Consider the following 24,365-nt stretch of genomic DNA (forward strand, 5'->3'; position numbering starts at 1 on the left):
GCCGGGACTGCGAAATCTGCGGATTGACTCTCGCCGCGACTCTGGCGTTAAATGGAACATAACAGGAACAATATGGATTGATCATGAGTCTCTCGAGGCTGCAGACCGCGACGGATATTCTCAAGGCGCGCACCCGGGCTTATGAGGCCGAGGCGCATCGGGGCATGGGGCTGGGGGACGCTGCGGTGTCGCCGCCCTTGGCGCTTGGCGCCAGCGTTGTCGACCTCTGTCTTGACGGCGGACTTGCCTGCGGCGGCTTGCATGAGGTGCGGGTCGGGCTGGCGCGTGACATTGCCGCCGGATCGGGATTTGCGCTCGGACTGGCCGCGCGCGCCATCCATGCTGGCAGGGAGGGGGCGGGCCGCGGCAGGCAGGGCATTGTCTGGGTCACAGATCCCGCCACACGTGTCGATGGCGGCGGGCTTTTCCCCGCCGGACTTGCCCAGTACGGGCTGGATCCGTCCCGTGTGACATGTGTCGAACCGGGTGATCTGCAGGGCGCCATGTGGGCGGCGGATGAGGCGGCGGGCTGCGCCGGGCTGGCGGCGCTGGTGTTCCAGATCAAGGGCAATCCGGCGCGATTCGACATCACCGCAACACGGCGTCTGATGCTGCGGGCGCGGCAGAGCGGTGTGCTCGCCCTGGTCTTGCGGCAGAGCGGCGAGGAGGAGGCCAGCGCTGCGGTGACGCGCTGGTGTGTGAACACTGAAATGTCCGGGGCGGACGAGACCTTTGAACGCGGCGTCGGGGCAATGCGGCTGTCCCTGACGCTTGAACGCAACCGCGCCGGACGGACCGGCCAATGGCTTTTAGCCTGGAACCCCAAAGCAAGAAGTTTCGACCATGCCGCTCCCCACACAACAGACCAGCGCATTTCCGGCGCCACCCCGCCAGCGCATTCTCTCGATCGCATTCCCGCATCTGCCGACCGACGCGATTCTGCGGGCAAGATGGGGCAGGTCCTGGATCACAGACAGGATTTTGGACGCGCATCCTGAAACGCCGCCTGTCGTTGTCACCGACACGCTCAAGAACGCCATTCGCATAGTAGCGTTCGACCAGCGCGCCCATGCCCGGGGCGTGCGGCTCAACCAGACGCTCAGCGATGCCCGCGCACTGGTGCCCGATCTCGATTGCCATCCGGCCAATGTGGAGGCGAACCGGGCGCTGCTTTTGACCATCGCCGGCTGGTGCGAGCGTTACACCCCGCTGGTTGCGCTGGGCTCGGCCCCGGAGATCGCCCGCGATCACGGACTGTTCATGGACATCACCGGCTGCGCCCACCTGCTTGGCGGCGAGACGGCGCTGATGGCTGACCTGGAAGCCCGGCTGCGCGCCCAGGGCCTGTCCGTCCGGCTCTGTCTGGCCGACACGCCCGGCGCCGCCTGGGCCATGGCGCGCTATGGCCAGACCCGGATCATTGCCGAGGGTGGCCATGGCGCGGCGCTTCTGCCCCTGAGTCTGAGCGCCCTGCGTCTGCCTGCCGCCATGGTTGCCTCGCTCGACCGGGTCGGGCTCAAGACCATCGGCTGCATCGCCAACCTGCCGCGAGCGCCGCTGGCGGCCCGCTTCGGCGCGCGCCTGTTGCAGCGGCTTGATCAGGCGCTGGGCCGCGAGGCCGAGGCGATTTCGCCGATCCTGCCGGTGGCGGAGCTGTCCACCGAGCGGCGCTACGCCGAGCCGGTGACACATCAGGACGAGATCAGCCATGCCATTGCCGGACTGGCCGCAGGCATCCTCGAGCCGCTGGAGCGCCGTGGCCTGGGCCTGCGCCATTGCCGGCTCAGGCTGTTCCGGGTCGACGGCCAGGTCAGTCATCTCACCGTGCAGACGGCCCGGCCCTTGCGGGATGCGAAGATGATCGCCCGGCTGTTTGAGGAACGTATCGCCGGCCTGCATGACGATCTCGATGCCGGCTTCGGCTTCGATCTGATCCGGCTTGATGTGGTTCATGCCGATCCGTTCGAGGCCGCGCAGGCGGACATGATGGCGGGGCAGGCCGCCGGACAGGGCCATGATGCGCTGGTCGACCGGCTCGGCGCCCGGCTTGGCCTCGAGCGGGTCCAGCGTTTCGTGCTCGCCGACACTCATATTCCCGAGCGCAGTTTTGGCCGCCAACCGGTTGCAAGCTTCGGTGCTCGCAAGCCAACCATGGGCGATATGGCGCTGGAGCTGGAAGCCTTCAGTGAGACCACCACTCGTCCGCTGATCCTGTTTGACCGGCCCGAACGGATGCAGACCATCGCCGAGGTGCCCGATGGCCCGCCGTTTCGCTTCCGCTGGCGCGGTGTCTCCTATGAGGTCGCCCGCTCCGAAGGCCCCGAGCGCATTGCCTGCGAATGGTGGCGCGATGGCCGCGGCGCCCGCACGCGCGATTATTTCCGCGTCGAGGACCGCCAGGGCTACCGCTTCTGGCTGTTCCGTCATGGCCTTTACGGACGCGAGACCGATGACCCGAGCTGGTACATGCACGGGCTGTTTGCATGACCTCGCCTCTATCGAAGCCAGCCTATGCCGAACTTGCCGCCGCCAGCAATTTTTCCTTCCTGCGCGGCGCCTCGCATGCCGAAGAACTGGTGGTGCAGGCCTCGAGGCTCGGCCTTGGCGGCATTGCGATAACCGACCGCAATTCACTGGCAGGCGTCGTCCGCGGACACATGGCGGCGAAAGAGGCAGGGCTGGCCTACGCGCCGGGTTGCCGGCTGGTGTTCCGGGACACCACGCCGGATATTCTGGTCTGGCCCGAGGACCGTGCGGCCTATGCCCATCTGTGCGAACTTTTGACCACCGGCAAGCGCCGCGCGCCGAAGGGCGAGTGCCACCTGACGCTGGAGGATCTGCTGGCCCATGGCCAAGGCCTGCTGATGGCCGTTGTCGCCCCTGCCGCGATGGCCGGGCTGCAGCTTCTCGATCCCGTGCTTGAGCGGTTGCGCGCGGCCTTTCCCGATCATCTTCATTTGGCCCTTTCGCGGAGCTATGGCAGCACGGACCAGCGCCGCATGGCGAGGCTTGCCCGGCTGGCGCAGGCCCATGATCTGCCGCTGGTGGCGATTGGCGACGTGCTCTATCACGCGCCCGAGCGCCGCCCGCTGCAGGATGTGCTGACCTGCATCCGCGAGGGCAAGACGCTGGCCACGATCGGCACAGGGCTTGCCGCCAATGCCGAACGCCATCTGCGCCCGCATGCCGAGATGCTGCGCCTGTTCAAGGGGTTTGAGGCAGCCGTTGCGCAAGCCGCGGTACTGTTTAACCGCATCCGCTTTTCGCTCGATGAATTGCGCTATCAATATCCCGACGCGCCGATGTTCGAGGAACTCGGGCCCGAACCGCTGCCCGCGCAGGAGGCGCTCGAAAAGCTCACCGTCCTCGGGTTGAAAAAGCGCTATCCCGCAGGCGCGCCGGACAAGGTTCTCAAGGCTATCGCCCACGAGACCCGGCTGATCAGGAAGCTTGATTACGCACCTTATTTCCTCACCGTCTATGACATTGTCCGCTTTGCCCGCTCGCAGGGCATCCTGTGCCAGGGGCGCGGCTCGGCCGCCAATTCCGCTGTCTGCTATTGCCTCGAGGTCACCGAGGTCGATCCCGGCAAGGTCGATCTCCTGTTCGAGCGCTTCATTTCCGAGGAACGCAACGAGCCGCCCGACATCGATGTCGATTTCGAGCATGAGCGGCGCGAGGAGGTCATCCAGTACATCTACGCCAAATACGGGCGCGAGCGGGCAGGGCTCGCCGCCACCGTGATCACCTATCGTGCCCGCTCGGCGATTCGCGAGGTCGGCAAGGTTTTTGGCCTCTCCGATGATGCGATCAGCGCCATTTCCGGCACCAAATGGGGTGGCTGGTCGCGCGAGGTCGATGCCGAGGATGCCCGCCGCGCAGGCCTTGATCCGGCCGACAAGCACCTGGCGCAGATGCTGGATCTGGCCTCGCAGATCGTCGGCTTTCCGCGCCATCTCTCCCAGCATGTCGGCGGCTTCGTCATCACCCGTGACAAGCTGTCTTCGCTGATTCCGATCGAGAATGCGGCGATGGAGGACCGCACCATTGTCGAGTGGGACAAGGACGATCTCGAAAGCCTCGGCATGCTCAAGATCGATGTGCTGGCGCTCGGCATGCTGACCTGCATCCGCAAGGCCTTTGGCCTGCTGGACAGCCATTATGACCGCCACGAAACGCTCGCCTCGCTGCCGGACAACGATGTTCCGACCTATGACATGATCTGCCGCGCCGACACCATCGGCGTGTTCCAGATCGAAAGCCGGGCGCAGATGTCGATGCTGCCGCGGCTCAAGCCACGCTGCTATTATGATCTGGTGATCGAGGTGGCGATTGTCCGCCCCGGCCCGATCCAGGGCGACATGGTCCATCCATATTTGCGCCGCCGCCAGGGCAAGGAGGAGGTGTCGTTTCCCAAGGAGGAATTGCGCGCCGTGCTCGGCAAGACGCTGGGCGTGCCGTTGTTCCAGGAGCAGGCGATGAACATCGCCATCGTCGCCGGCGGTTTTTCGCCGGGGGAGGCGGACAAATTGCGCCGCGCCATGGCCACCTTCCGCCGTGTCGGCACCATCGGCTCGTTTCAGACCAAGATGGTCGAGGGCATGGTCAGGAACGGCTATGAACGCGATTTCGCCCAGCACTGCTTCCGCCAGATCGAGGGCTTTGGCGAATATGGCTTTCCCGAAAGCCACGCCGCCAGTTTCGCGCTGCTGGTCTATGTCTCCTGCTGGCTCAAATGCCATTATCCGGACGTCTTTTGCGCCGCCATCCTTAACTCCCAGCCGATGGGGTTTTATGCCTCCGCCCAGCTGATCCGCGATGCGCGTGAGCATGGCGTCGAGATCCGCCCCGTCGATATCAATTGCTCAGATCAGGACTGCACGCTGGAGCCGGATGCCGATCCTCAGCCGCTATCCTCCCGGCATCGCGAGATGAGGGGCGTGATGAAACACAGCCACGCGGTGCGGCTGGGGCTGCGCCACGTCAAGGGATTTGGCGAGGCCGAGGCCGAACAACTGATGGTCCGGCGCGGACGCGGCTATGACAGTGTCCGCGATCTGTGGATGCGCTCCGGCCTGCCGCGCCGGGCCATCGAGCAACTGGCCGAGGCCGATTGCTTCCGTTCCATCGGGCTGGACCGCCGCGATGCGCTGTGGGCGGTCAAGGCGCTCGATCCGCTCTCAAGTGCCGAACGGCTGCCGCTGTTCGCGCTTGCCGACAGCCATGATTTGCAAAAGGAGCCCGATGTCGACCTGCCGCCGATGCCGCTGGGCGAGCAGGTGATCAATGACTACCAGTCGCTGTCGTTTTCTCTCAAAGCCCACCCGATGTCGTTCCTGCGCGAGCGCCTGACCCGCTCCGGCTGCCGGCCCAATGCGGATTTGCAGAACATCCGCTCCGGCAGGGTGGTCAAGGTCTCGGGGCTTGTGCTGGTCAGGCAGCGGCCGGGCTCGGCCAAGGGCGTGGTGTTCGAGACCATCGAGGACGAGAGCGGCGTCGCCAACATCATCGTCTGGCCCAAGGTGTTCGAGAAATTCCGCGCCATCGTGCTCGGAAGCCGCTGCGTCGGCGTGCGCGGCAAGTTGCAGAACGAGGACGGCGTCATCCATGTCGTGGCCGAATATCTCGAGGACCTGACGCCGATGATGGCGCAGATCTCGGACATGGCGAGCGAGATGGGCGGGCTTGCCAATGCCGACGAAGTGCGCCGCCCGATCGAGGACATGCGTCCGCGCACCAAGCCGGCAGCGCAGATCATCAGGCTGATCCGTGATGCGCCGGAACTGCGCCAGGATTACGAAGAGCTGGCAACCGCCAGGGCGGCGGGGCGGGCCTTGCCGAAGGGGCGGAATTTCCACTGAGCACGAGCCGAATTGATTCCTTCGTCCGCGCCGTCTATCAAGCCCGGGCCACGCGGATTGTTTTTCCGCACATTGAGGTGGCGGGGGAATGTAATAATGACCAGTGACACGAACCAGAAAAATCTGTTCAGCCTGAAGGGCCGCGTAGCACTTGTAACAGGTGCGAGCTCCGGGCTTGGACGCGCGGCGGCAACCTTCCTTGTTCGCGCCGGCGCGCAAGTTGTCGGCCTTGCCCGCCGCGCAGACGCGCTCGAGCAATGGCGCGGCGAGGCCGGCGGCGAAACCGCCGCCCTGGTTGCCGACCTTGCCGCCGATTCAGATATCGCAGCAATTGCCGCAAAGGCGGCAGCACCCTTCGGTGCGCCCGATATTCTGGTCAATGCGGCCGGGCTCAATTTGCGCCAGTCGGCCTCCGACGTGACGCCGGAGAGCTGGGACCGCACCATCGCACTCAACATGACCGTGCCGTTCTTTCTGGCGCAGGCCTTGGTGCCGGCGATGCGCGCCAAAGGCTGGGGCAGGATCGTCAACATCGCCTCGCTGCAATCGCGCCGGGCCTTCCCAAACGGCATTGCCTATGGCGCCTCCAAGGGCGGCGTCGAACAGCTCACCCGTGCCATGGCGGAAGCCTGGTCGGCCGATGGCATCAACGCCAATGCGCTGGCGCCCGGCTTCTTCCCGACGGAACTGACCGGCCCGGTCTTTGCCGATCCCGAGCTGGCAAGCGCGCATGCCAGGGCCACCTGTATCGGCCGCAATGGCGAGCTGGGCGATATCGAAGGCCCGCTGCTGCTGCTTGCCTCCGACGCCTCGGCCTATGTGACCGGGCAGCTTTTATTTGTCGACGGCGGCTACACCGCCAAATGAAACTCGGCTCCCGGCGCGCGTTCCTCACGCCGCCGCGGACACATGACCGCAGCAGCGGTTTGACCAGGCGCCACCGTCGCGACGGCTGCGCAGCAACTTGCAGGGATGCCCACACATGTCTTCACTGTCCGATCTGAAGGTGCGGGTGCGCAGCCTGTTTCCCGGTCTGCTGCTGGCAATCACCATTGCCGTGGCGGCAAGGTTTTTGTCCGATCATTATGCCGCGCCGGTCATGCTGTTCGCCCTGCTGATCGGCATGGCCTTCAATTTCATGGCGGATCAGGAGCGCACCTCCGAAGGCGTAGTGTTTGCCTCCAAATCGCTGCTGCGGCTCGGCATCGTGCTGCTCGGCGCGCGCATCACCCTGGGCGACATCACCAGCATCGGAACCTCCGGGCTGATCACCGTTGCCGGGTTGATGGCGCTGACCATCGGCTTCGGCTTCATTTGCGCAAAACTGTTTTCGCGCGGCTGGCGTTTTGCAATCCTCACCGGCGGCGCCGTGGCAATCTGCGGCGCCTCGGCGGCGCTGGCGCTGGCGGCGGTGATTCCGGCCAATGACAAGACCGAGCGCAACGTGCTGTTCACCGTCGTCGCCGTCACCACGCTGTCGACCATTGCCATGATCATCTATCCGGTGCTTTTCGGTCTCGCCGGACTGAACGACGCGCAAAGCGGCTTTCTGATCGGCGCCACCGTGCATGACGTGGCCCAGGTGGTGGGTGCGGGCTATTCGATCTCGACCGAAGCCGGCGACATGGCAACAATCGTCAAATTGCTGCGCGTCACCCTGTTGCCGGTTGTGCTGATCATCGTGGCGCTCTCGACCATGCAGCGTGGCAGCGGGTTTTCGCAGGTGCGCCTGCCGCTTTTCGTGGTCGGCTTCGGCGTGGTGACGATCGCCAACAGCATGGCCTTCATTCCCGCCACCGTCGCAGCCGCCGCGGTCAACGGCTCATCCTGGCTGCTGGTGATCGCGATTTCCGCTCTCGGCGTGCGGACCAACATGAAAGCCATGCTCGATCTCGGCTGGCGGCATGTGGCGGTGGTTGTCGTGGAAACCCTCTTCCTGCTGGGGCTTGCCTGGGCAGCAATTTCGACTGGAATTGCCGGAGTGTAACAACCTGTACGCGAAACTCCTTGAGACAGGATTCATTTTAGACACGAAATTATTCTGGGCCGCGATGCGGGTGAATTCCTGCGCCGGCCCGCAACTGCGCGGTTTCACAAGCCGGCCGGGGCCATGCCCGAATACGATCCCCGGTCGAGCCGGTGCCGGCCCTGCTTGACAGGTCCATGGGGCTGTGGCCTCAATGCATCTTACGTTAGGTGACAAGGGACAATTATCCCCGCGCTAACGGACCTGTACTCGGGAATAAATCAACTGGGAGTTGTATCGTGAAGCACGTTCAAAAATTCGTGGCTGTAGCGCTGATGTGCACAGCCGTGGCCTTTGCGCCTGGACCGGTCAAGGCCGAGACGCCCGCAGACACCCTCATCCAGGCCTGGGCGATCGATGACATCATCACGCTGGATCCGGCCGAAGTGTTCGAGTTCAGCGCCTCCGAGGTGCTTGGCAACTCCTATCAGGGCCTGATCGGCTACAACGTCAATGATGTCTCCGAGATCTTCGGTGTCGTCGCCGAAAAATGGGACGTGTCAGAAGACGGCAAGACCTTCACCTTCACCATCCGCGACGGCATGAAATTCGCCTCCGGCAACCCGATCACCGCGGATGATGCGGTCTACACCCTGCAGCGCGTCATCAAGCTGGACAAGTCTCCGGCGTTCATTCTGACCCAGTTCGGCTTCAATGCCGACAATGTCGACGCGATGATCCGCAAGACCGGCGACATGACCTTCGAATTCGAGATGGACAAGCCCTATGCGCCGACGCTGGTGCTGTATTGCCTGACCGCAACGGTCGGCTTCATCGTCGACAGTGAACTGGTCAAGAGCAACGAGGTCGACGGTGATTTCGGCTACAACTGGCTCAAGACCAATTATGCCGGATCCGGCGCCTTCACCATCCGCGACTGGCGCGCCAACGAAGCCATCGTGCTTGAGCGCAATGACAATTACTCGGGCGAAGCTCCGCCGATGGCCCGCGCCATCTACCGTCACATTCCCGAAACCGCGACCCAGCGCCTGCTGCTCGAGCAGGGCGACATCGATATTGCCCGCAATGTCGGCGCAGAGGAAATCGCCGCGCTGTCGACCAATGCCGACATCGTCGTCGAAAGCGGCGTCAAGGGATCGATCTACTATCTCGGTCTGAACCAGAAGAACGAATACCTGTCCAAGCCGCAGGTGCGTCAGGCGATGAAATACCTCGTCGATTACGCGATCATCGCCGACACCATCATGAAGGGCAAGGTGATCCCGCATCAGGCCTTCCTGCCGCGCGGCTTCCTCGGCGCGCTTGAGGAGACCCCGTTCTCGCTCAATGTCGACAAGGCCAAGGAACTGCTGGCCGAAGCCGGCCTGCCCGACGGTTTCACCGTCACCATGGACACGCGCAACACCAATGAAATCACCGCCATGGCCCAGGCCATCCAGCAGACCATGGCGCTGGCCGGCATCAACATGGAGCTGATTCCAGGCGACGGACAGCAGACGCTGACCAAATATCGCGCCCGCAATCACGACATCTATATCGGCCGCTGGGGTCCGGATTATCAGGATCCGCACACCAATGCCGATACCTTTGCGCGCAACCCGGACAATTCGGACGATGCTGCCTCCAAGCCGCTGGCCTGGCGCAATGCCTGGGACATCCCGGAAATGACGCTCAAGGCTGACGCAGCGATCCTGGAAGGCGACGCCAAGAAGCGCGCCCAGATCTATATCGATCTCCAGACCGAACATCAGCAGACATCCCCGTTTGTCATCATGTTCCAGGAGATCGAGGTTCTGGCCCGCCGCAAGAATGTCGAGGGCTTCATCGTCGGCCCGTCGTTCAACGACAACTCCTTCAAGGCAGTGACCAAGTAATTGTCCGATCTGTCTCGCTCTGCGGAAGGGCGTGCCAACGCCCTTCCTGCTCTGTTCGGCAAGGCCCTGCGGCTCAGCGCAACGGTCGCCGTCACCATCATCGGTCTGCTGGTCGTCACCTTCCTGATCGGCCGTGTGGTTCCGGTGGACCCGGTGCTGGCGGTGGTCGGTGACCGGGCCTCGCAATCGACCTATGACAAGGCCTTTGTCGAACTCGGGCTCGACCGCCCGCTCTATGTGCAATTCGGCCTCTATGTCGAAAAGGCGCTGACCGGTGATTTCGGCGAGAGCCTGCTTACCAAGAAACCCATCATTGACGACCTCATCCGGGTTTTCCCCGCCACGCTGGAACTGGCCACGGTGGGAATCGCCATCGGCACCCTGTTCGGCATCCCGATCGGGGTCTGGGCCGCGGTCCGGCAAGGCAAGCTGGTCGACCAGGTGGTGCGCATCCTCGGGCTTGTTGGCTATTCCGCGCCGATCTTCTGGCTCGGGCTGCTCGGGCTTTTGCTGTTTTACGCCAAATGGGGACTGGTCTCCGGCCCGGGCCGGATCGACATTTCCTATGAATATTCCTTCACGCCGACCACCGGGCTGTTTCTGATCGACACCGCGATGCAGGGGCAATGGGCGGCATTCCGCAACACCGTTTCCCACATCGCCCTGCCGGCGGCGCTGCTGGGCTATTTTTCCATGGCCTATATCGCGCGCATGACCCGCAGTTTCATGCTCAACGAGCTGGCGCAGGAATATGTCGTCACAGCTAGGGTCAAGGGCGTCGCCGAATGGCGCATCATCTGGGTGCATGCGCTTCGCAATGCCGCCGTGCCGCTGGTCACGGTGATCGCGCTGTCCTATGCGGGGCTGCTCGAAGGCTCGGTTCTGACCGAAACCGTCTTTGCCTGGCCCGGCCTCGGGCAATATCTGACCAATTCGTTGCAGAACGCTGACATGAATGCCGTTCTCGGCGGCACATTGCTGATCGGCATCATCTTTGTCGGCCTCAACCTGTTGTCGGACTTTCTCTACACCCTGCTTGACCCGCGGGTCAGGAGACGCTCATGACGACCGGCACCAAACCCTCCGGACTCAGTGAATGGCTGCTCACCGAGCAGCCGGTCTCGCGCAATCAGGCGCGCCTGGGACAGGCCTGGCGCATCTGGCTGGCCTTTACCCGCAACCGGCTCGGCATGGTCGGGCTCGGCATTGTCGTGCTGCTGATCATCGTCGCCATCTTTGCCGATGTGATTGCCCCCTATGACCCGCTGCTCGGTGGCGATCTGCGCACCGCGCGGCTGCTGCCGCCGTCGATGGACCACTGGATGGGCACCGATGACCTTGCCCGCGATATCTTCAGCCGTGTCGTTCACGGCGCAAGGCTGACGCTGATGGTGGTGGCGCTGGTGGCGATCATCGCCACGCCGATCGGGCTGCTGGTCGGCACCGTGTCGGGCTATTTCGGCGGCTGGGTCGATGTCGTGCTGATGCGGATCACCGACATATTCCTGGCCTTTCCCCGGCTGATCCTGGCGCTGGCCTTTGTCGCCGCCCTCGGGCCGGGCATCGAGAACGCCATCATCGCCATCGCCATCACCTCCTGGCCGCCCTATGCCCGCCTGGCCCGCGCCGAGACGTTGACCATCCGCAATGCCGAGCATATCGACGCCATCCGCCTGCAGGGCGCTTCGTCATCGCGAATCATCTGGGGCCATGTCACGCCGCTGTGCCTGTCCTCGGTGATCATAAGGGTGACGCTCGACATGGCCGGCATCATCCTCACTGCCGCTGGTCTTGGCTTTCTTGGTCTGGGCGCGCAGCCGCCGCAGCCCGAATGGGGCGCGATGATTGCCGGCGGGCGCCGCTTCATCATCGATTACTGGTGGGTCGCCACCATGCCGGGTGCTGCAATTTTCCTGGTCTCGCTGGGCTTCAACCTGCTTGGTGATGGCTTGCGCGACGTGCTCGACCCGAAGGCCGTGAAATGAACCCGCTGTTGTCGGTCGAGAATCTGCGCATCTCCTTCCCCTCCCGGCAGGGACCGGTGGAAGTGGTGCGCGGTGTCAGTTTCAGCCTCGGCCGCGAGCGGCTGGGGATCGTCGGCGAGAGCGGCTCGGGCAAATCCCAGACCGGCCGCGCCATACTCGGCCTGACGCCGGTAACCGGCACGGCCACGGCCGACAGGCTGGAATTTGACGGCATCGATCTGCGCAATGCAACGCCGAAGAAATGGCGGACCCTGCGCGGCGCACGCATGTCGATGGTGATGCAGGATCCGAAATTCTCGCTCAACCCGGTCATGACCATCGGCAGGCAGCTGATGGAGGCGGTCAAGCTGCACGGCGGCAAGTCCGAGGCCCGCGACAAATCCATCGCCATGCTGGAGGCGGTGCAGATCCGCGATCCGGAACGGGTGATGGGCGCCTATCCGCATGAATTGTCCGGCGGCATGGGCCAGCGGGCGATGATCGCCATGATGCTGGTGACCGAACCTGACCTGCTGATTGCCGATGAACCGACCTCGGCGCTGGACGTGACCGTGCAGATCGAAGTTCTGCGCATTCTCGACAATCTCGTGTCCCGGCGCGGCATGGGCCTGATCTTCATCAGCCATGATCTCAAGCTGGTCTCGACCTTCTGCGACCGTGTGCTGGTGATGTATGCCGGGCAGGTGGTGGAAGAGCTCGATGCCGGCAAGATGAACGAGGCACAGCATCCCTATACACGCGGCTTGCTCAACTGCTTGCCAAAGATAGCCAGCAATGTCCGCCCCTTGCCGGTCCTGGCGCGGGAGGACGCATGGCTGGAGTAAGGACACGGATGCCGTTCATCGACATTGAAAACCTAGAGGTCACCTTCGGAAGCAGCGACCGTCTGGTGCATGCGCTCAGGGGCGTGTCGCTCGCTGTCGAGGAAGAGGAAAGCTTCGGCATTGTCGGGGAAAGCGGATCCGGCAAATCCACGGTGCTGCGTGCGATCTGCGGCCTGGCCCCGGTCACCGGCGGCACCATCGCAATCGATGGAGACCCGGTGTCGACGCCGCGCGACGCGGCCTTCTACCGCCGTGTCCAGATGGTGTTTCAGGACCCCTATGCCTCGCTGCACCCGCGTCACACGGTGGACAGGGTGTTGTCCGAGCCGCTCGCCATTCACGGCTTCGACCAGCGCGAGAAGCGTGTTGCCCGGGCGCTCGACGAGGTCGGGCTCGGATCGGGATTCCGGTTTCGCTACCCGCATCAATTGTCGGGCGGGCAGCGCCAGCGTGTCGCCATCGCGCGCGCCCTGATTCTCGAGCCGAAAATCATCCTGCTCGACGAGCCGACCTCGGCGCTCGACGCCTCGATCCAGGCTGAAGTGCTCAATCTGCTCGACCGGCTGCGCGATGAGCTCGGCCTGACCTATGTGCTCGTCAGCCATGATCTCGCGGTGGTGTCGCACATGTGCGACCGGCTGGTGGTGATGCAGAACGGCCAGGTGGTGGAGCAATTGACCCGCACCGATCTGCAGAATCATGCCACACGGGAAGACTACACACGCAACCTGCTGACAGCGAGCGAGGGTTTCACCCGCGATCCTGCCTTTCAGCGCTGATGGAGCCAGCCATGGCAGACATGCCATTTTTCGACGGCCACAATGATTTCCTGCTGCGCCTGTTGCGGGCGCCCGAGCGCCGCGAGGCGATGTGGCTTGAAGCCGGCGAGGAGGGGCATCTCGATCTGCCGCGGATGCAGAAGGCCGGTTTCGCCGGCGGGTTCTTCGCCATCTACATTCCCTCGCCGCATACGGATGATGAACCCGACTACCAGGCGATGATGGACGCGCCGCCCTATGATCTGCCGCTGCCGGACCTGATGAGTGCCGACCAGACCCAGGCCACCGCCCTGCAGATGGCTGCCCATTTGATGTGGATGGAACGGGCCTCGAAAGGCGCGCTCATGATCTGCCGCAGCGCAGCCGACCTGCGCGCCTGCATGGCAGACGGCACCATCGCCGCGATCATGCATATGGAGGGTGCTGAAGCCATCGGTCCCGATCTCGATGCACTCTACGCCTTCCACGCCATGGGCCTGCGCTCGCTCGGCCCGGTCTGGAGCCGCCCGACCGTGTTCGGCCACGGTGTACCGTTCCGCTTCCCGGGCGATCCCGACACCGGTCCGGGCCTCACCGACGCCGGCAAGGATCTGGTCAAGGCCTGCAACGAGCTCAGGATCATGATCGACCTGTCGCATCTCAACGAGAAAGGCTTCAATGATGTTGCCAACCTCTCGGATGCACCGCTGGTCGCCACCCATTCCAACGCCCATGCGGTCACCCCCTCGACCCGCAACCTGACCGGCCGGCAACTGGCCATGATCAAGGAAACCGGCGGCATGGTCGGCCTCAACTACGCCACCGTGTTCCTGCGCGACGACGGTCGCAAGGCCACCGATTGCGGCTGGGATCCAGTCATGCGCCACCTCGATCACCTGGTCGAAAAGCTCGGCGAAGACCATGTCGGCTTCGGCTCCGATTTCGACGGCGCCGAACTGCCGGATGTCATCGGCGATGTCACCGGGGTGCAGGCTTTGATCGAGCAGATGCGCGAGCGGCAGTATGGCGAGGCGCTGATTGAGAAGATTGCCCGTAAGAACTGGGTGGCGCTGCTGGAGCGGACCTGGGGTCACTGAATCAGCCTTTGCGTCCGTCCCCTCATCCGTCTCCGGTCGTTCACGGAACGCCCGTTGTCCCTTCTCCCCTGGTGGGACAAGGTGTCAGCGAAGCTGACGGATGAGGGGGCGCTTGCGGGGGCTCACACGTTCCGTCTCACGCCCGAAATCCGTGCCAGCACCGCATTCGCTGCATCCAGCACATTCGAGCCCGGGCCAAAAATCTCGGCCACGCCGGCTTCGCGCAGAAACGCGTAATCCTGTTCCGGGATGACGCCGCCGACGACGACCTGGATGTCGGCGCGGTCCTTGTCTTTCAGGCGGTTGATCAGTTCCGGCACCAGCGATTTGTGGCCCGCCGCCAGCGATGAGACACCGACCACGTCGACGCCGAGCGCAATCGCCTTGTCGGTGACTTCCGCCGGTGTCTCGAACATGTCGGTGAGATCGACCTTGAAGCCCATATCGGCGAATGCCGTGGCAATCACCTTGGCGCCGCGGTCGTGGCCGTCCTGTCCCATCTTGGCCACCAGCACATGCGGTGCCCGGCCCTTGTCTGTTGTGTAGTCGGTAATGCGCGACCGGATGGCCTGATATTCCGGATCGTCGTGATAGACGTCCTCGTAGACTCCGCCGATCACCTTGGTCACCGCATGGTGGCGGCCGCCGAAGCCGCGCTCCATCGCGTCGGAAATCTCGCCCAGCGAAGCCCGCGCCCGGGCCGCATCGACGGCGGCAGACAGCAGATTGCCCTTGCCCGATTTTGCCACCTGCTCCAGCGCTGCAATGGCGGCTTCGTGGGCCTTGGGATCGCGGCTGGCGCGCATCTTGTTCAGTCGCGCCACCTGGCCGGCGCGCACCTTGTCGGTGTCGATATTGAGAATGTCCACCTGCGGCTCGTCGGCCAGCCGGAAGCGATTGACCCCGACGATGACGTCCTCGCCCCGGTCGATCCGCGCCTGCCGCCGGGCTGCGGCTTCCTCGATGCGCATTTTCGGCAGGCCCTGTTCCACCGCCTTGGTCATGCCGCCAAGCGCCTCGACCTCGGCAATCAGCTCCCAGGCCTTTTCGGCCAGATCGGCGGTGAGTTTTTCAACGTAGTAAGAACCGCCAAGCGGATCGACGACATTGGTGATACCGGTCTCATGCGCCAGAATGAGCTGGGTGTTGCGCGCAATGCGGGCCGAGAATTCCGTCGGCAACGCGATTGCCTCATCAAACGAATTTGTGTGCAGCGACTGGGTGCCGCCAAGTACCGCGGCCATGGCTTCAAATGCGGTGCGGACCACATTGTTGTAGGGATCCTGCTCTGTCAGCGACACGCCCGATGTCTGGCAATGGGTGCGCAGCATCTTCGAGCGGTCCGACTTGGCGCCGAAGTCGGTCATGATTTTCGACCACATCGCCCGCGCCGCGCGCAGCTTCGCCGCTTCCATGAACACATTCATGCCGATGCAGAAGAAGAACGACAACCTGCCCGCAAAGGCATCGACATCGAGCCCCTTGCTCTGCGCTGCGCGGACATATTCCATGCCGTCAGCGAGCGTATAGGCCAGCTCCTGCGCCAGCGTCGCGCCGGCTTCCTGCATGTGGTAGCCGGAAATCGAGATCGAGTTGAACTTCGGCATTTCCTGCGAGGTGAACTCGATGATGTCGGCAACGATCCGCATCGAGGGTTCGGGCGAATAGATATAGGTGTTGCGGACCATGAACTCCTTGAGGATGTCGTTCTGCACCGTGCCGGTGAGTGCGGACCGCTCGACACCCTGTTCTTCGCCGGCGACGATGAACATCGCCAGCACCGGGATGATGGCGCCATTCATGGTCATCGACACGCTCATTTCGCCGAGCGGTATGCCGTCGAACAGGATCTTCATGTCCTCGACCGAATCGATCGCCACACCGGCCTTGCCGACATCGCCGGTGACCCGCGGATGATCGGAATCATAGCCCCGGTGGGTGGCGAGATCGAAGGCGACCGACAGGCCTTTCTGCCCGGCGGCGAGGTTCTTGCGGTAAAACGCGTTGGAGTCCTCGGCCGTCGAGAAACCCGCATATTGCCGGATCGTCCAGGGCTGGCCGGTATACATCGTGGCCCGCACACCGCGGGTGAACGGAGCGAAGCCCGGCAACTCGGACGCCGCGTGCTCGGGCAGGTCCTCTGCCGTGTAGAGCGGCTTCAGCGTGATGCCTTCCGGCGTCTCGGTGTTGAGGCTCTCGATCGGCTTGCCCTTGAGGTCCCCGGTGGCGAGATCGAGCCAGTCGCGGGTGGTCTTGGTCATTGTCCTGATCCTTTCACCTCCCCCTCGAGGGGAGGTCGGCGACTGGTGCGCGCAGCGCGACAGAGCCGGGTGGGGGTGGAAGAAATCTTGATCCGTGAACGACCCCCACCCGGATCGCCCGCGCTGTCGCCTTGCTGCCAGCTTGCCTCTCCGAACTCCCCTCAAGGGGGAGGTTCGAGATCAAGCAGCCGTCACTTGGCAAACTCCATGATGATCTCGTCGACGGCGAGGCTGTCGCCGGCTTTGACCGGGATGCGCGAGACCACGCCCTTGCGCTCGGCCTTGAGCACATTTTCCATCTTCATCGCCTCGACAATCGCCAGGGTCTGGCCTTCCTGCACCTCGTCGCCTTCATTGACGGCAATCGAGACGATCAGGCCGGGCATCGGGCAAAGCAGCAGGCTCGACGTATCGGGCGCGATCTTTTCCTTCATCAACCGGGCAAGCTCCGCCACTCGGGGAGAATACACCTGCACCCGGACATCGACGCCCAGTTGCCGCAAGCGCCATCCGGCGTCCGCCGGTTCGACCTTGATCGCGTGGCGGTCGCCGTCGATCTCGAAGATCGCCAGCCTGGCGCCCGGCGTCCAGTCGGTGGTCACCGCCAGCGGCTCGCGGCCGGGCAGGCGCACCAGGAAGACATCGTCGGTGTCGTCGATATGGCCGGTGATCTCCTGGCCGGCGATGCGGACCACCTTGTCCTCATGCGCCCGCTTTTCCGCCTGGCTGAAACGCGCGCCGGAAATCTGCGCATTGCGCGCGCCATGAATATGGCTGAGCAGCAGGGCTGCGATGGCGATGCGCTCGACAGTCGCATCATTCGGCGGTACCGGCCCGAAGCCGTCGGGATACTCCTCGGCGATAAAGCCGGTCGACAGCCGGCCCTCGCGCCAGCGCGGGTGCTGCATCAGCGCCGACAGGAACGGCAGATTGTGGCCGATGCCTTCGACCTCGAACCGGTCCAGCGCGTCGGCCATGGCGTCCACCGCCTCGAGCCGCGTCGGCGCGTGGGTGCAGAGCTTGGCCACCATCGGGTCGTAGAACATCGAGATCTCGGAGCCTTCGGTGACACCGGTGTCGTTGCGGATGGTGATGCCTTCCTCGCTGGTGCCTTCCTGCGGCGGCCGGTAGCGCGTCAGCCGGCCGATCGAGGGCAGAAAATTGCGGTAGGGGTCTTCAGCATAGAGACGGCTTTCGACCGCCCAGCCTGTGAGCTTCACATCGGCTTGCGAGAAGGCGAGCTTTTCGCCGGCAGCAACGCGGATCATCTGTTCGACCAGATCAACGCCAGTGATCAGCTCGGTCACCGGATGCTCGACCTGCAGCCGTGTGTTCATCTCGAGGAAATAGAATTTCCGGTTCTTGTCGACGATGAATTCCACCGTGCCGGCCGACTGGTAATCCACCGCCTTGGCCAGCGCCACTGATTGTTCGCCCATGGCCTTGCGGGTTTCGGCGTCGAGGAAAGGCGATGGCGCCTCTTCCACCACCTTCTGGTTCCGCCGCTGGATCGAGCATTCGCGTTCGCCCAGATAGATGACATTGCCGTGGCTGTCGCCGATCAGCTGGATCTCGATATGGCGGGGTTCCTCGATGAATTTCTCGATGAAGATGCGGTCGTCGCCAAACGAGCTCGCCGCTTCGGATTTCGAGCGGGAAAACCCTTCGCGCGCTTCGGCATCGTTCCAGGCAATCCGCATGCCCTTGCCGCCGCCGCCGGCCGACGCCTTGATCATCACCGGATAGCCGATTTCGGCGGCGATCTCGGCCGCGTGCGCCTCGTCGTCGATCAGGCCCATATGTCCGGGCACCGTCGACACGCCGGCTTCGGCGGCAATCTTCTTCGAGGTGATCTTGTCGCCCATCGCCTCGATGGCCTTGACCTTCGGGCCGATGAAGGCGATGCCCTCGGCTTCCAGCGCCTCGCAGAACGAGGCCCGCTCGGACAAGAACCCGTAGCCCGGATGCACGGCCTGCGCCCCGGTCTGTTTGCAGGCTGCAATGATTTTTTTCGGGATCAGATAGGACTGGTTGGCTGGCGGGGGGCCGATGTGCACGGCCTCGTCGGCCATCGCCACATGCACCGCATCGCGGTCGGCGTCGGAATAGACGGCCACCGTCGCAATGCCCATGGCGCGCGCCGACTTGATCACCCGGCAGGCAATTTCACCGCGATTGGCGATCAGGATCTTGGAAAACATGCACTTCTACCCCCGCTGATGGGCCTGCGGCCCATTGCTAACCGTCGTCATCCTTGGGCTTGACCCGAGGACCCATTGTTATGGTACCGAGAGGTACCTAATGCCTGCATCCCCGTCCGGCTCTGGATCCTCGGGTCAAGCCCGAGGATGACGAGGTGATTGAGGCTTTACTCACACCACCAGCACGTCTTCGAAGGCGGCCGGGTAATTTGCACGTCCGACGCGCTCGTCGATCTGCAGCATCGCCGTGTAGGACTGCGCATCGAACGGGTCCTCTGCGGCGACGATCTCGCGTCCGAACAGCCAGCTGATCCGGCCCGCATCAAGATTGCCGCGCTCGAACGGTTCGTCGCCGAACTTGTGCCACAGCGCGTGCAGAAACGCGGTATCGGCCAGCTTTTCCGTGGGTGTCCGGTCGGCCATGCGGCGCCGGCTGATGATCGCCGTCACGCCGCGCGGATTGGCGCGGCGGATGGTGAACTGGAACCCCGTGCCGGGCAGGCCGGACGGGATTCCGCGATGTTTTGTCATTTCCGGCAGTTTTGCCATCAGCTCTTGCCTTCCTGGGCATCGAGCTTGTCCTGGGTCCTGAGCTCGAAATCGCTGGCGTCATGGCGCTCGCGCAATTGCTCCGACGGATCACCGAAGCTGCGATTGACCATGCGGCCGCGCTTGACCGCGGGACGGGCGGCAATCTGGTCGGTCCAGCGCTTCAGATTGGTATAGCTCTCGGTTTCGAGATAGGTTGCGGCATCGCCATAGACATTGCCCTGCAGCAGCGTGCCGTACCAGGGCCAGATCGCCATGTCGGCAATCGAATACTCGCTTCCTGCCATGAATTCATTGTCGGCCAGCCGCTTGTCGAGCACGTCGAGCTGGCGCTTGACCTCCATGGCGAAGCGGTCGATGGCATATTCGATCTTCATCGGCGCATAGGCATAGAAATGCCCGAAGCCGCCACCCAGGAACGGGCCCGATCCCATCTGCCAGAACAGCCAGTTCAGCGCCTCGGTGCGGGCATGATGCTCCTTGGGCAGGAAGGCGCCGAATTTTTCGGCGAGATATAAGAGGATCGAGCCGCTTTCGAACAGGCGCGTCGGTTCCGGCGTCGAATGATCGACCATCGCCGGGATCTTCGAGTTGGGATTGACCTCGACAAAGCCGGAGCCGAACTGGTCGCCTTCGCCGATATTGATCAGCCAGGCATCATATTCCGCGCCCTTGTGTCCGGCAGCGAGCAGCTCCTCAAGCATCACCGTCACCTTGACACCATTCGGTGTCGCCAGCGAGTAGAGCTGCAGCGGATGCTTGCCCACCTGCAGCTCCTTGTCATGGGTGGGACCCGAGATCGGCCGGTTGATATTGGCAAACTGTCCACCATTGCCCTTTTTCCATTCCCAGACCCGGGCAGGCTGATATCCGGCGGGCAGGTTGTTTTCGGGCGGGAACTTGTTTTCGTCAGTCATCAAATCTGATCCTTGTTGGCGAGAATTGTCTCACCGGGGATATAGTCCCAAAGTCGGAAAATTGCAGTAGCTGATTGCCCACCTCCCCCTTGAGGGGAGGTCGGCGATTGGCGAGCAAAGCGCGACAGAGCCGGGTGGGGGTACCTTGGGATGCCACCTCATTCGCGACCCCCACCCGGATCAGCTGCGCCGTCCGCTTCGCTACCGCCTTGCTTCTCCGACCTCCCCTCAAGGGGGAGGTGGGCAGGCAGCCGAAACGGCCGGACAAAATCCACTTATGTTTGGCCGAATTCGTCACTCTGCGGCTTCCGCGGGCGGAGTTGCGCCGGGGGCTTTTCGGCCCTCGATCAGGCCGGTGATGCTGAGATCTTCGTCGATGGTTGGCCAATGGATGCCGAAGGGAGACAGCTCCACCTGGGCCAGATCTTCAGGTGTGGCTGCCAGCAGCCGAGGATACCACCACAGCGGCGTTGTGATGATGACGCCGTCGCCGAGGGTCACATGCAGATAGGATGCATCACACCGCACGCTCACCGGCTCCAGCCGCTCCAGATCAATTTCCAAAGTGTTCATGCCATTTCTCCAGAAACGCCATCCTGTTGTCTTCGGTCACCCGCAGCAAGGCCGCCAGTTCCTGATCGGTGCAGCGACGGTTGCGGGCGACCTCTACGCGATTGAGCCATATCTTAGCTTCTTTCCGGTCTTTTCGCACATGCACATGCGGCGGTTCGGCGTAATCGAGGCTGTAAAACAGAAATTTCCAGCCTTTCCACTCGAACACGGTCGGCACCGACTTGGCTCCTCACAACGGAATGTTGTCGTGCTTGCGCAAAGGCTGCGTCACCTTCTTGGTCTTTAGCATTTCAAACGCCCGCACCACGCGGCGGCGCGTCGAATGCGGCATGATCACCTCGTCGATGAAGCCGCGCTGGGCGGCAACGAAGGGGTTGGCGAAGCGGTCTTCGTAATCCGCCGTGCGCCGCGCGATCTTGTCGGGGTCGCCGAGTTCGGAGCGGTAGAGGATCTCGGTTGCGCCCTTGGCGCCCATCACCGCGATCTGCGCCGTCGGCCAGGCATAATTGACGTCGGCGCGGATGTGCTTGGATGCCATCACGTCATAGGCGCCGCCATAGGCCTTGCGGGTGATCACGGTCACCTTCGGCACGGTGGCCTCTGCATAGGCGAACAGCAGCTTGGCGCCATGCTTGATGATGCCGTTATATTCCTGGCTGACGCCCGGCAAGAAGCCCGGCACGTCGACCAGCGTCAGGATAGGAATGTTGAAGGCGTCGCAGAAACGCACGAAACGCGCGGCCTTCTTCGACGAATCGATGTCGAGGCAACCCGCCAGCACAATCGGCTGGTTGGCGACCACGCCGACGGTCGAGCCGTTGAGACGGATGAAACCGCACAAAATGTTCTTGGCGTGGTTACCCTGGATTTCGAAGAAGTCACCTTCGTCGCCGACCCGTGCAATGACTTCGCGCATGTCGTAAGGCTTGTTCGGATTGTCCGGGATCAGCGTATCGAGCGCATTCTCGATCCGGTCGGGCGCATCCGCCGTCGGGATCACCGGCGGGGTCTCGCGGCTCGACAGCGGCAGGAAATCAAACATCCGGCGGATCTCGATCAGCGCTTCGACATCATTGTCGTAGGCGCCATCGGCAACCGAGGATTTCTTGGTGTGGGTCGAGGCTCCACCGAGTTCTTCCGCGGTGACGATCTCGTTGGTCACGGTTTTCACCACGTCCGGGCCGGTCACGAACATGTAGCTCGTGTCTTTCACCATGAAGATGAAGTCGGTCATCGCCGGCGAATAGACAGCGCCGCCCGCGCAGGGTCCCATGATCACCGAGATCTGCGGGATCACGCCCGAGGCCTGCACGTTGCGCCAGAACACTTCGGCATAGCCGCCGAGCGAGGCCACGCCTTCCTGAATGCGGGCGCCGCCGGAATCATTCAATCCGATCAGCGGTGCGCCGTTCTGCACCGCCAGATCCATCACCTTGCAGATCTTCTCCGCGTGCGTCTCCGACAGCGATCCGCCGAACACGGTGAAATCCTGGGAAAACACATAGACCGGGCGGCCATTGATGGTGCCCCAGCCGGTGATAACCCCGTCGCCGGGAAACACCTGGGCTTCCATGCCGAAATCGGTACAGCGGTGGGTCTTGTACATGTCGTATTCTTCGAACGATCCCTCGTCGAGAAGCACGTCGAGCCGTTCGCGCGCCGTCAGCTTGCCCTTGGCGTGCTGCGCATCGATCCGGTGCTGGCCGCCGCCAAGCCGGGCCTGTTCGCGCCGGTGTTCGACCTCTTCGATAATTTCCCGCATCACAGGCCTCCTTTGTCGCACCACTTGCCCATGTTGCCGGAAACACGGCCACTGCCAATGCTGCTTTGGTCACATCGCACGCAGTGAACTCTGTTGGTCCCCGGGCGTTGAATGCATGGTGATAGCGCTTAAGACCGGATGGCAACAGGGTTGAAAAGGTAAGCATGTTGCACTAGCAATGTTTGCAACTGCATATTTGCAAAGTTGCGAACGCCCATGCGAGCACGGAAACTCTTTGTAGGCGGAAAGATCCGAGCCATCCGAGGCGAACACGGGCTGACCCAGGCCGGCTTTGCCCAGAAACTTGGCATCTCGACCAGCTATCTTAACCAGATCGAGAACAACCAGCGCCATGTCAGCGCATCGGTGCTCTTGGCGCTTGCCGAAGCCTTCTCGGTCGACATCACCACGCTGTCGGATCAGGACACCGACCGGCTGCTTGCCGATGTCGCCGAAGCACTTGCCGATCCGGTCTCGGGCGGGGCGCAGCCATCGCTCACCGACGTCAAGCTGGTGGTCCAGAACGCTCCGTCTTTTGCCCGCGCCTTCCTCTCGCTGCATCAGGCGATGCGCCGTTCCGGTGATCAGCTGGCCGAGCTCGACGAGACGCTGGAACGCTCCGGCGCGCTCACCGACCCCACGCCCTATGAAGAGGTCCGCGATTTCTTTCATTATGTCGACAACTACATCCACGAGCTCGATCTCGCCGGCGAGGCGCTGAGCCGGGATTTGGCCAAGAGCCGCGGCGTCAGCCTCAAGGCGCTGGCCGACCACATCGAGCGCCGCCATAGGGTGCGGGTGGTGATCGGTTCGGGCGGGGAGCCGGGGGAGGGGCGAAGGACGCCGACGCCGGCGGCCTGCGCCGTTTCGATCCGGTCTCCCGCGTGCTCTGGCTCAACCCACGCACGCCCGCCTCGACCCAGGCCTTCCAGGTGGCCTGCCAGATTGCGCTGATTGAGCACGATGCAGCGATGACCCGGATCATCGAGGAAGCCCGCTTCCGCTCAGCTGACGCCGCCGGTATCTGCCGCATCGGACTGGCCAATTATTTCGCAGGTGCAGCACTCCTGCCCTATGGCGCCTTCAGCGCCGCCGCGCGTGAATTGCGCCATGATCTGGTGCTCCTGGCTGACCGGTTCTCGACCAGCCTCGAGCAGGTGGCGCACCGGCTCTCGACCCTGCAGCGCCCCGGCCACAAGGGTGTGCCGTTCTTCTTTGCCCGCGTCGACAAGGCCGGCAACATCACCAAGCGTCACTCCGCCACCAAGCTGCAATTTGCCCGCTTCGGCTCGGCCTGTCCCTTGTGGAACGCCCACAGTGCCTTCGAGACGCCCAACCGCATCATCAGGCAATTGGCTGAAACACCCGACGGCGTGCGCTATCTCTGCCTTGCCACCGCCGTCTCCAAACCGTCGGGCGGCTGGCGCGATCCGGTGCAGTCCTATGCCCTGGCGCTTGGCTGCGAAGTGGCGCACGCCGGCGAGCTGGTCTATGCCGATGATCTCGATGTCGGCCGCGCCGAGGCTTTTGAGCCGATTGGCGTCTCCTGCCGGATCTGCGAACGCCGCAACTGCCACCAGCGCGCCGTGCCGCCGCTCAAGCGCCGGCTGATTGTCGATCCCAATACCCGCAGAACCGTGCCCTACGGTCTGGAGTGATCCGCGCCGCTGCGGCAGGGCAATGCGGCAAGACTTGCCGCAGGCATCGTCTCAGGCT

The 24,365-nt window shown here is 63.4% G+C and carries 18 protein-coding genes and 1 pseudogene; 12 read left to right on the forward strand and 7 right to left on the reverse strand.

Annotation, left to right across the window (positions count from 1 at the left end; all coding sequences use genetic code 11):
• Positions 1-83 precede the first annotated feature (83 nt).
• From OEG82_RS04580 to OEG82_RS04630, 11 genes are all read left to right on the forward strand, one after another.
• Positions 84-998, forward strand: coding sequence for an ImuA family protein (locus tag OEG82_RS04580; protein ID WP_267611274.1), 915 nt, complete (start codon positions 84-86; stop codon positions 996-998).
• The gene (locus tag OEG82_RS04585; RefSeq protein WP_267611275.1) at positions 982-2,487 is read left to right on the forward strand and encodes a Y-family DNA polymerase; all 1,506 of its coding nucleotides are present in this window, start codon (positions 982-984) and stop codon (positions 2,485-2,487) included. Before OEG82_RS04580 ends, OEG82_RS04585 begins: the two co-directional genes overlap by 17 nt.
• Positions 2,484-5,861, forward strand: a complete 3,378-nt coding sequence (locus OEG82_RS04590; RefSeq protein WP_267611276.1) for an error-prone DNA polymerase — start codon at positions 2,484-2,486, stop codon at positions 5,859-5,861. Before OEG82_RS04585 ends, OEG82_RS04590 begins: the two co-directional genes overlap by 4 nt.
• A 96-nt stretch (positions 5,862-5,957) precedes the next feature.
• A complete protein-coding gene (locus OEG82_RS04595; protein ID WP_267611277.1) occupies positions 5,958-6,728 on the forward strand; it encodes an SDR family NAD(P)-dependent oxidoreductase in 771 nt (256 codons plus the stop codon).
• A gap of 115 nt (positions 6,729-6,843) precedes the next feature.
• Positions 6,844-7,848: a YeiH family protein gene (locus OEG82_RS04600; protein WP_267611278.1), complete on the forward strand. Its 1,005-nt coding sequence runs from the start codon at positions 6,844-6,846 to the stop codon at positions 7,846-7,848.
• Between the two features lie 314 nt (positions 7,849-8,162).
• Positions 8,163-9,722, forward strand: coding sequence for an ABC transporter substrate-binding protein (locus tag OEG82_RS04605; protein WP_425497628.1), 1,560 nt, complete (start codon positions 8,163-8,165; stop codon positions 9,720-9,722).
• Positions 9,723-10,787 carry an ABC transporter permease gene (locus OEG82_RS04610; protein WP_425497540.1) on the forward strand — a complete coding sequence of 355 codons (1,065 nt, stop codon included), beginning with the start codon at positions 9,723-9,725 and terminating at the stop codon, positions 10,785-10,787.
• The gene (locus tag OEG82_RS04615; RefSeq protein WP_267611280.1) at positions 10,784-11,707 is read left to right on the forward strand and encodes an ABC transporter permease; all 924 of its coding nucleotides are present in this window, start codon (positions 10,784-10,786) and stop codon (positions 11,705-11,707) included. Before OEG82_RS04610 ends, OEG82_RS04615 begins: the two co-directional genes overlap by 4 nt.
• Positions 11,704-12,531, forward strand: coding sequence for an ABC transporter ATP-binding protein (locus tag OEG82_RS04620; RefSeq protein ID WP_267611281.1), 828 nt, complete (start codon positions 11,704-11,706; stop codon positions 12,529-12,531). Before OEG82_RS04615 ends, OEG82_RS04620 begins: the two co-directional genes overlap by 4 nt.
• A complete protein-coding gene (locus OEG82_RS04625) occupies positions 12,519-13,310 on the forward strand; it encodes an ABC transporter ATP-binding protein (RefSeq protein ID WP_425497541.1) in 792 nt (263 codons plus the stop codon). The genes OEG82_RS04620 and OEG82_RS04625 overlap by 13 nt, the downstream gene beginning before the upstream one ends.
• 11 nt (positions 13,311-13,321) lie before the next feature.
• Complete coding sequence (locus OEG82_RS04630) at positions 13,322-14,386, forward strand: dipeptidase (RefSeq protein ID WP_267611282.1); 1,065 nt, start codon at positions 13,322-13,324, stop codon at positions 14,384-14,386.
• A gap of 122 nt (positions 14,387-14,508) precedes the next feature.
• Here the strand turns inward: OEG82_RS04630 and scpA are convergent, their stop codons facing one another.
• From scpA to OEG82_RS04665, 7 genes are all read right to left on the reverse strand, one after another.
• Positions 14,509-16,647 carry a methylmalonyl-CoA mutase gene (gene scpA / locus OEG82_RS04635; RefSeq protein ID WP_267611283.1) on the reverse strand — a complete coding sequence of 713 codons (2,139 nt, stop codon included), beginning with the start codon at positions 16,645-16,647 and terminating at the stop codon, positions 14,509-14,511.
• A 191-nt stretch (positions 16,648-16,838) separates the two neighbouring features.
• Positions 16,839-18,848, reverse strand: coding sequence for an acetyl-CoA carboxylase biotin carboxylase subunit (locus OEG82_RS04640; protein WP_267611284.1), 2,010 nt, complete (start codon positions 18,846-18,848; stop codon positions 16,839-16,841).
• A gap of 171 nt (positions 18,849-19,019) precedes the next feature.
• Positions 19,020-19,397: a hypothetical protein gene (locus OEG82_RS04645; RefSeq protein WP_267611285.1), complete on the reverse strand. Its 378-nt coding sequence runs from the start codon at positions 19,395-19,397 to the stop codon at positions 19,020-19,022.
• A complete protein-coding gene (yghU, locus tag OEG82_RS04650) occupies positions 19,397-20,314 on the reverse strand; it encodes a glutathione-dependent disulfide-bond oxidoreductase (RefSeq protein WP_267611286.1) in 918 nt (305 codons plus the stop codon). The genes OEG82_RS04645 and yghU overlap by 1 nt, the downstream gene beginning before the upstream one ends.
• 294 nt (positions 20,315-20,608) lie before the next feature.
• Complete coding sequence (locus OEG82_RS04655; protein WP_267611287.1) at positions 20,609-20,887, reverse strand: DUF2442 domain-containing protein; 279 nt, start codon at positions 20,885-20,887, stop codon at positions 20,609-20,611.
• Positions 20,868-21,104 carry a DUF4160 domain-containing protein gene (locus OEG82_RS04660; RefSeq protein ID WP_267611288.1) on the reverse strand — a complete coding sequence of 79 codons (237 nt, stop codon included), beginning with the start codon at positions 21,102-21,104 and terminating at the stop codon, positions 20,868-20,870. The genes OEG82_RS04655 and OEG82_RS04660 overlap by 20 nt, the downstream gene beginning before the upstream one ends.
• A gap of 12 nt (positions 21,105-21,116) precedes the next feature.
• Positions 21,117-22,649, reverse strand: coding sequence for an acyl-CoA carboxylase subunit beta (locus OEG82_RS04665; RefSeq protein WP_267611289.1), 1,533 nt, complete (start codon positions 22,647-22,649; stop codon positions 21,117-21,119).
• A 216-nt stretch (positions 22,650-22,865) separates the two neighbouring features.
• On the opposite strand from OEG82_RS04665, the pseudogene OEG82_RS04670 reads away from it, so the two are divergent.
• Positions 22,866-24,307, forward strand: a pseudogene (locus tag OEG82_RS04670) (helix-turn-helix domain-containing protein).
• Positions 24,308-24,365: the final 58 nt, after the last annotated feature.

The organism is Hoeflea ulvae (assembly GCF_026619435.1).
Classification (GTDB): domain Bacteria; phylum Pseudomonadota; class Alphaproteobacteria; order Rhizobiales; family Rhizobiaceae; genus Hoeflea; species Hoeflea ulvae.

Excerpts from the sequence above, each read along its gene's own strand:
- OEG82_RS04580 (WP_267611274.1), top strand. The coding sequence starts at position 84 with ATGAGTCTCTCGAGGCTGCAGACCGCGACGGATATTCTCAAGGCGCGC.
- OEG82_RS04590 (WP_267611276.1), top strand. The coding sequence starts at position 2,484 with ATGACCTCGCCTCTATCGAAGCCAGCCTATGCCGAACTTGCCGCCGCC.
- OEG82_RS04595 (WP_267611277.1), top strand. The coding sequence starts at position 5,958 with ATGACCAGTGACACGAACCAGAAAAATCTGTTCAGCCTGAAGGGCCGC.
- OEG82_RS04600 (WP_267611278.1), top strand. The coding sequence starts at position 6,844 with ATGTCTTCACTGTCCGATCTGAAGGTGCGGGTGCGCAGCCTGTTTCCC.
- OEG82_RS04605 (WP_425497628.1), top strand. The coding sequence starts at position 8,163 with ATGTGCACAGCCGTGGCCTTTGCGCCTGGACCGGTCAAGGCCGAGACG.
- OEG82_RS04615 (WP_267611280.1), top strand. The coding sequence starts at position 10,784 with ATGACGACCGGCACCAAACCCTCCGGACTCAGTGAATGGCTGCTCACC.
- OEG82_RS04620 (WP_267611281.1), top strand. The coding sequence starts at position 11,704 with ATGAACCCGCTGTTGTCGGTCGAGAATCTGCGCATCTCCTTCCCCTCC.
- OEG82_RS04625 (WP_425497541.1), top strand. The coding sequence starts at position 12,519 with ATGGCTGGAGTAAGGACACGGATGCCGTTCATCGACATTGAAAACCTA.
- OEG82_RS04630 (WP_267611282.1), top strand. The coding sequence starts at position 13,322 with ATGGCAGACATGCCATTTTTCGACGGCCACAATGATTTCCTGCTGCGC.
- scpA (WP_267611283.1), bottom strand. The coding sequence starts at position 16,647 with ATGACCAAGACCACCCGCGACTGGCTCGATCTCGCCACCGGGGACCTC.
- OEG82_RS04640 (WP_267611284.1), bottom strand. The coding sequence starts at position 18,848 with ATGTTTTCCAAGATCCTGATCGCCAATCGCGGTGAAATTGCCTGCCGG.
- OEG82_RS04645 (WP_267611285.1), bottom strand. The coding sequence starts at position 19,397 with ATGGCAAAACTGCCGGAAATGACAAAACATCGCGGAATCCCGTCCGGC.
- yghU (WP_267611286.1), bottom strand. The coding sequence starts at position 20,314 with ATGACTGACGAAAACAAGTTCCCGCCCGAAAACAACCTGCCCGCCGGA.
- OEG82_RS04655 (WP_267611287.1), bottom strand. The coding sequence starts at position 20,887 with ATGAACACTTTGGAAATTGATCTGGAGCGGCTGGAGCCGGTGAGCGTG.
- OEG82_RS04665 (WP_267611289.1), bottom strand. The coding sequence starts at position 22,649 with ATGCGGGAAATTATCGAAGAGGTCGAACACCGGCGCGAACAGGCCCGG.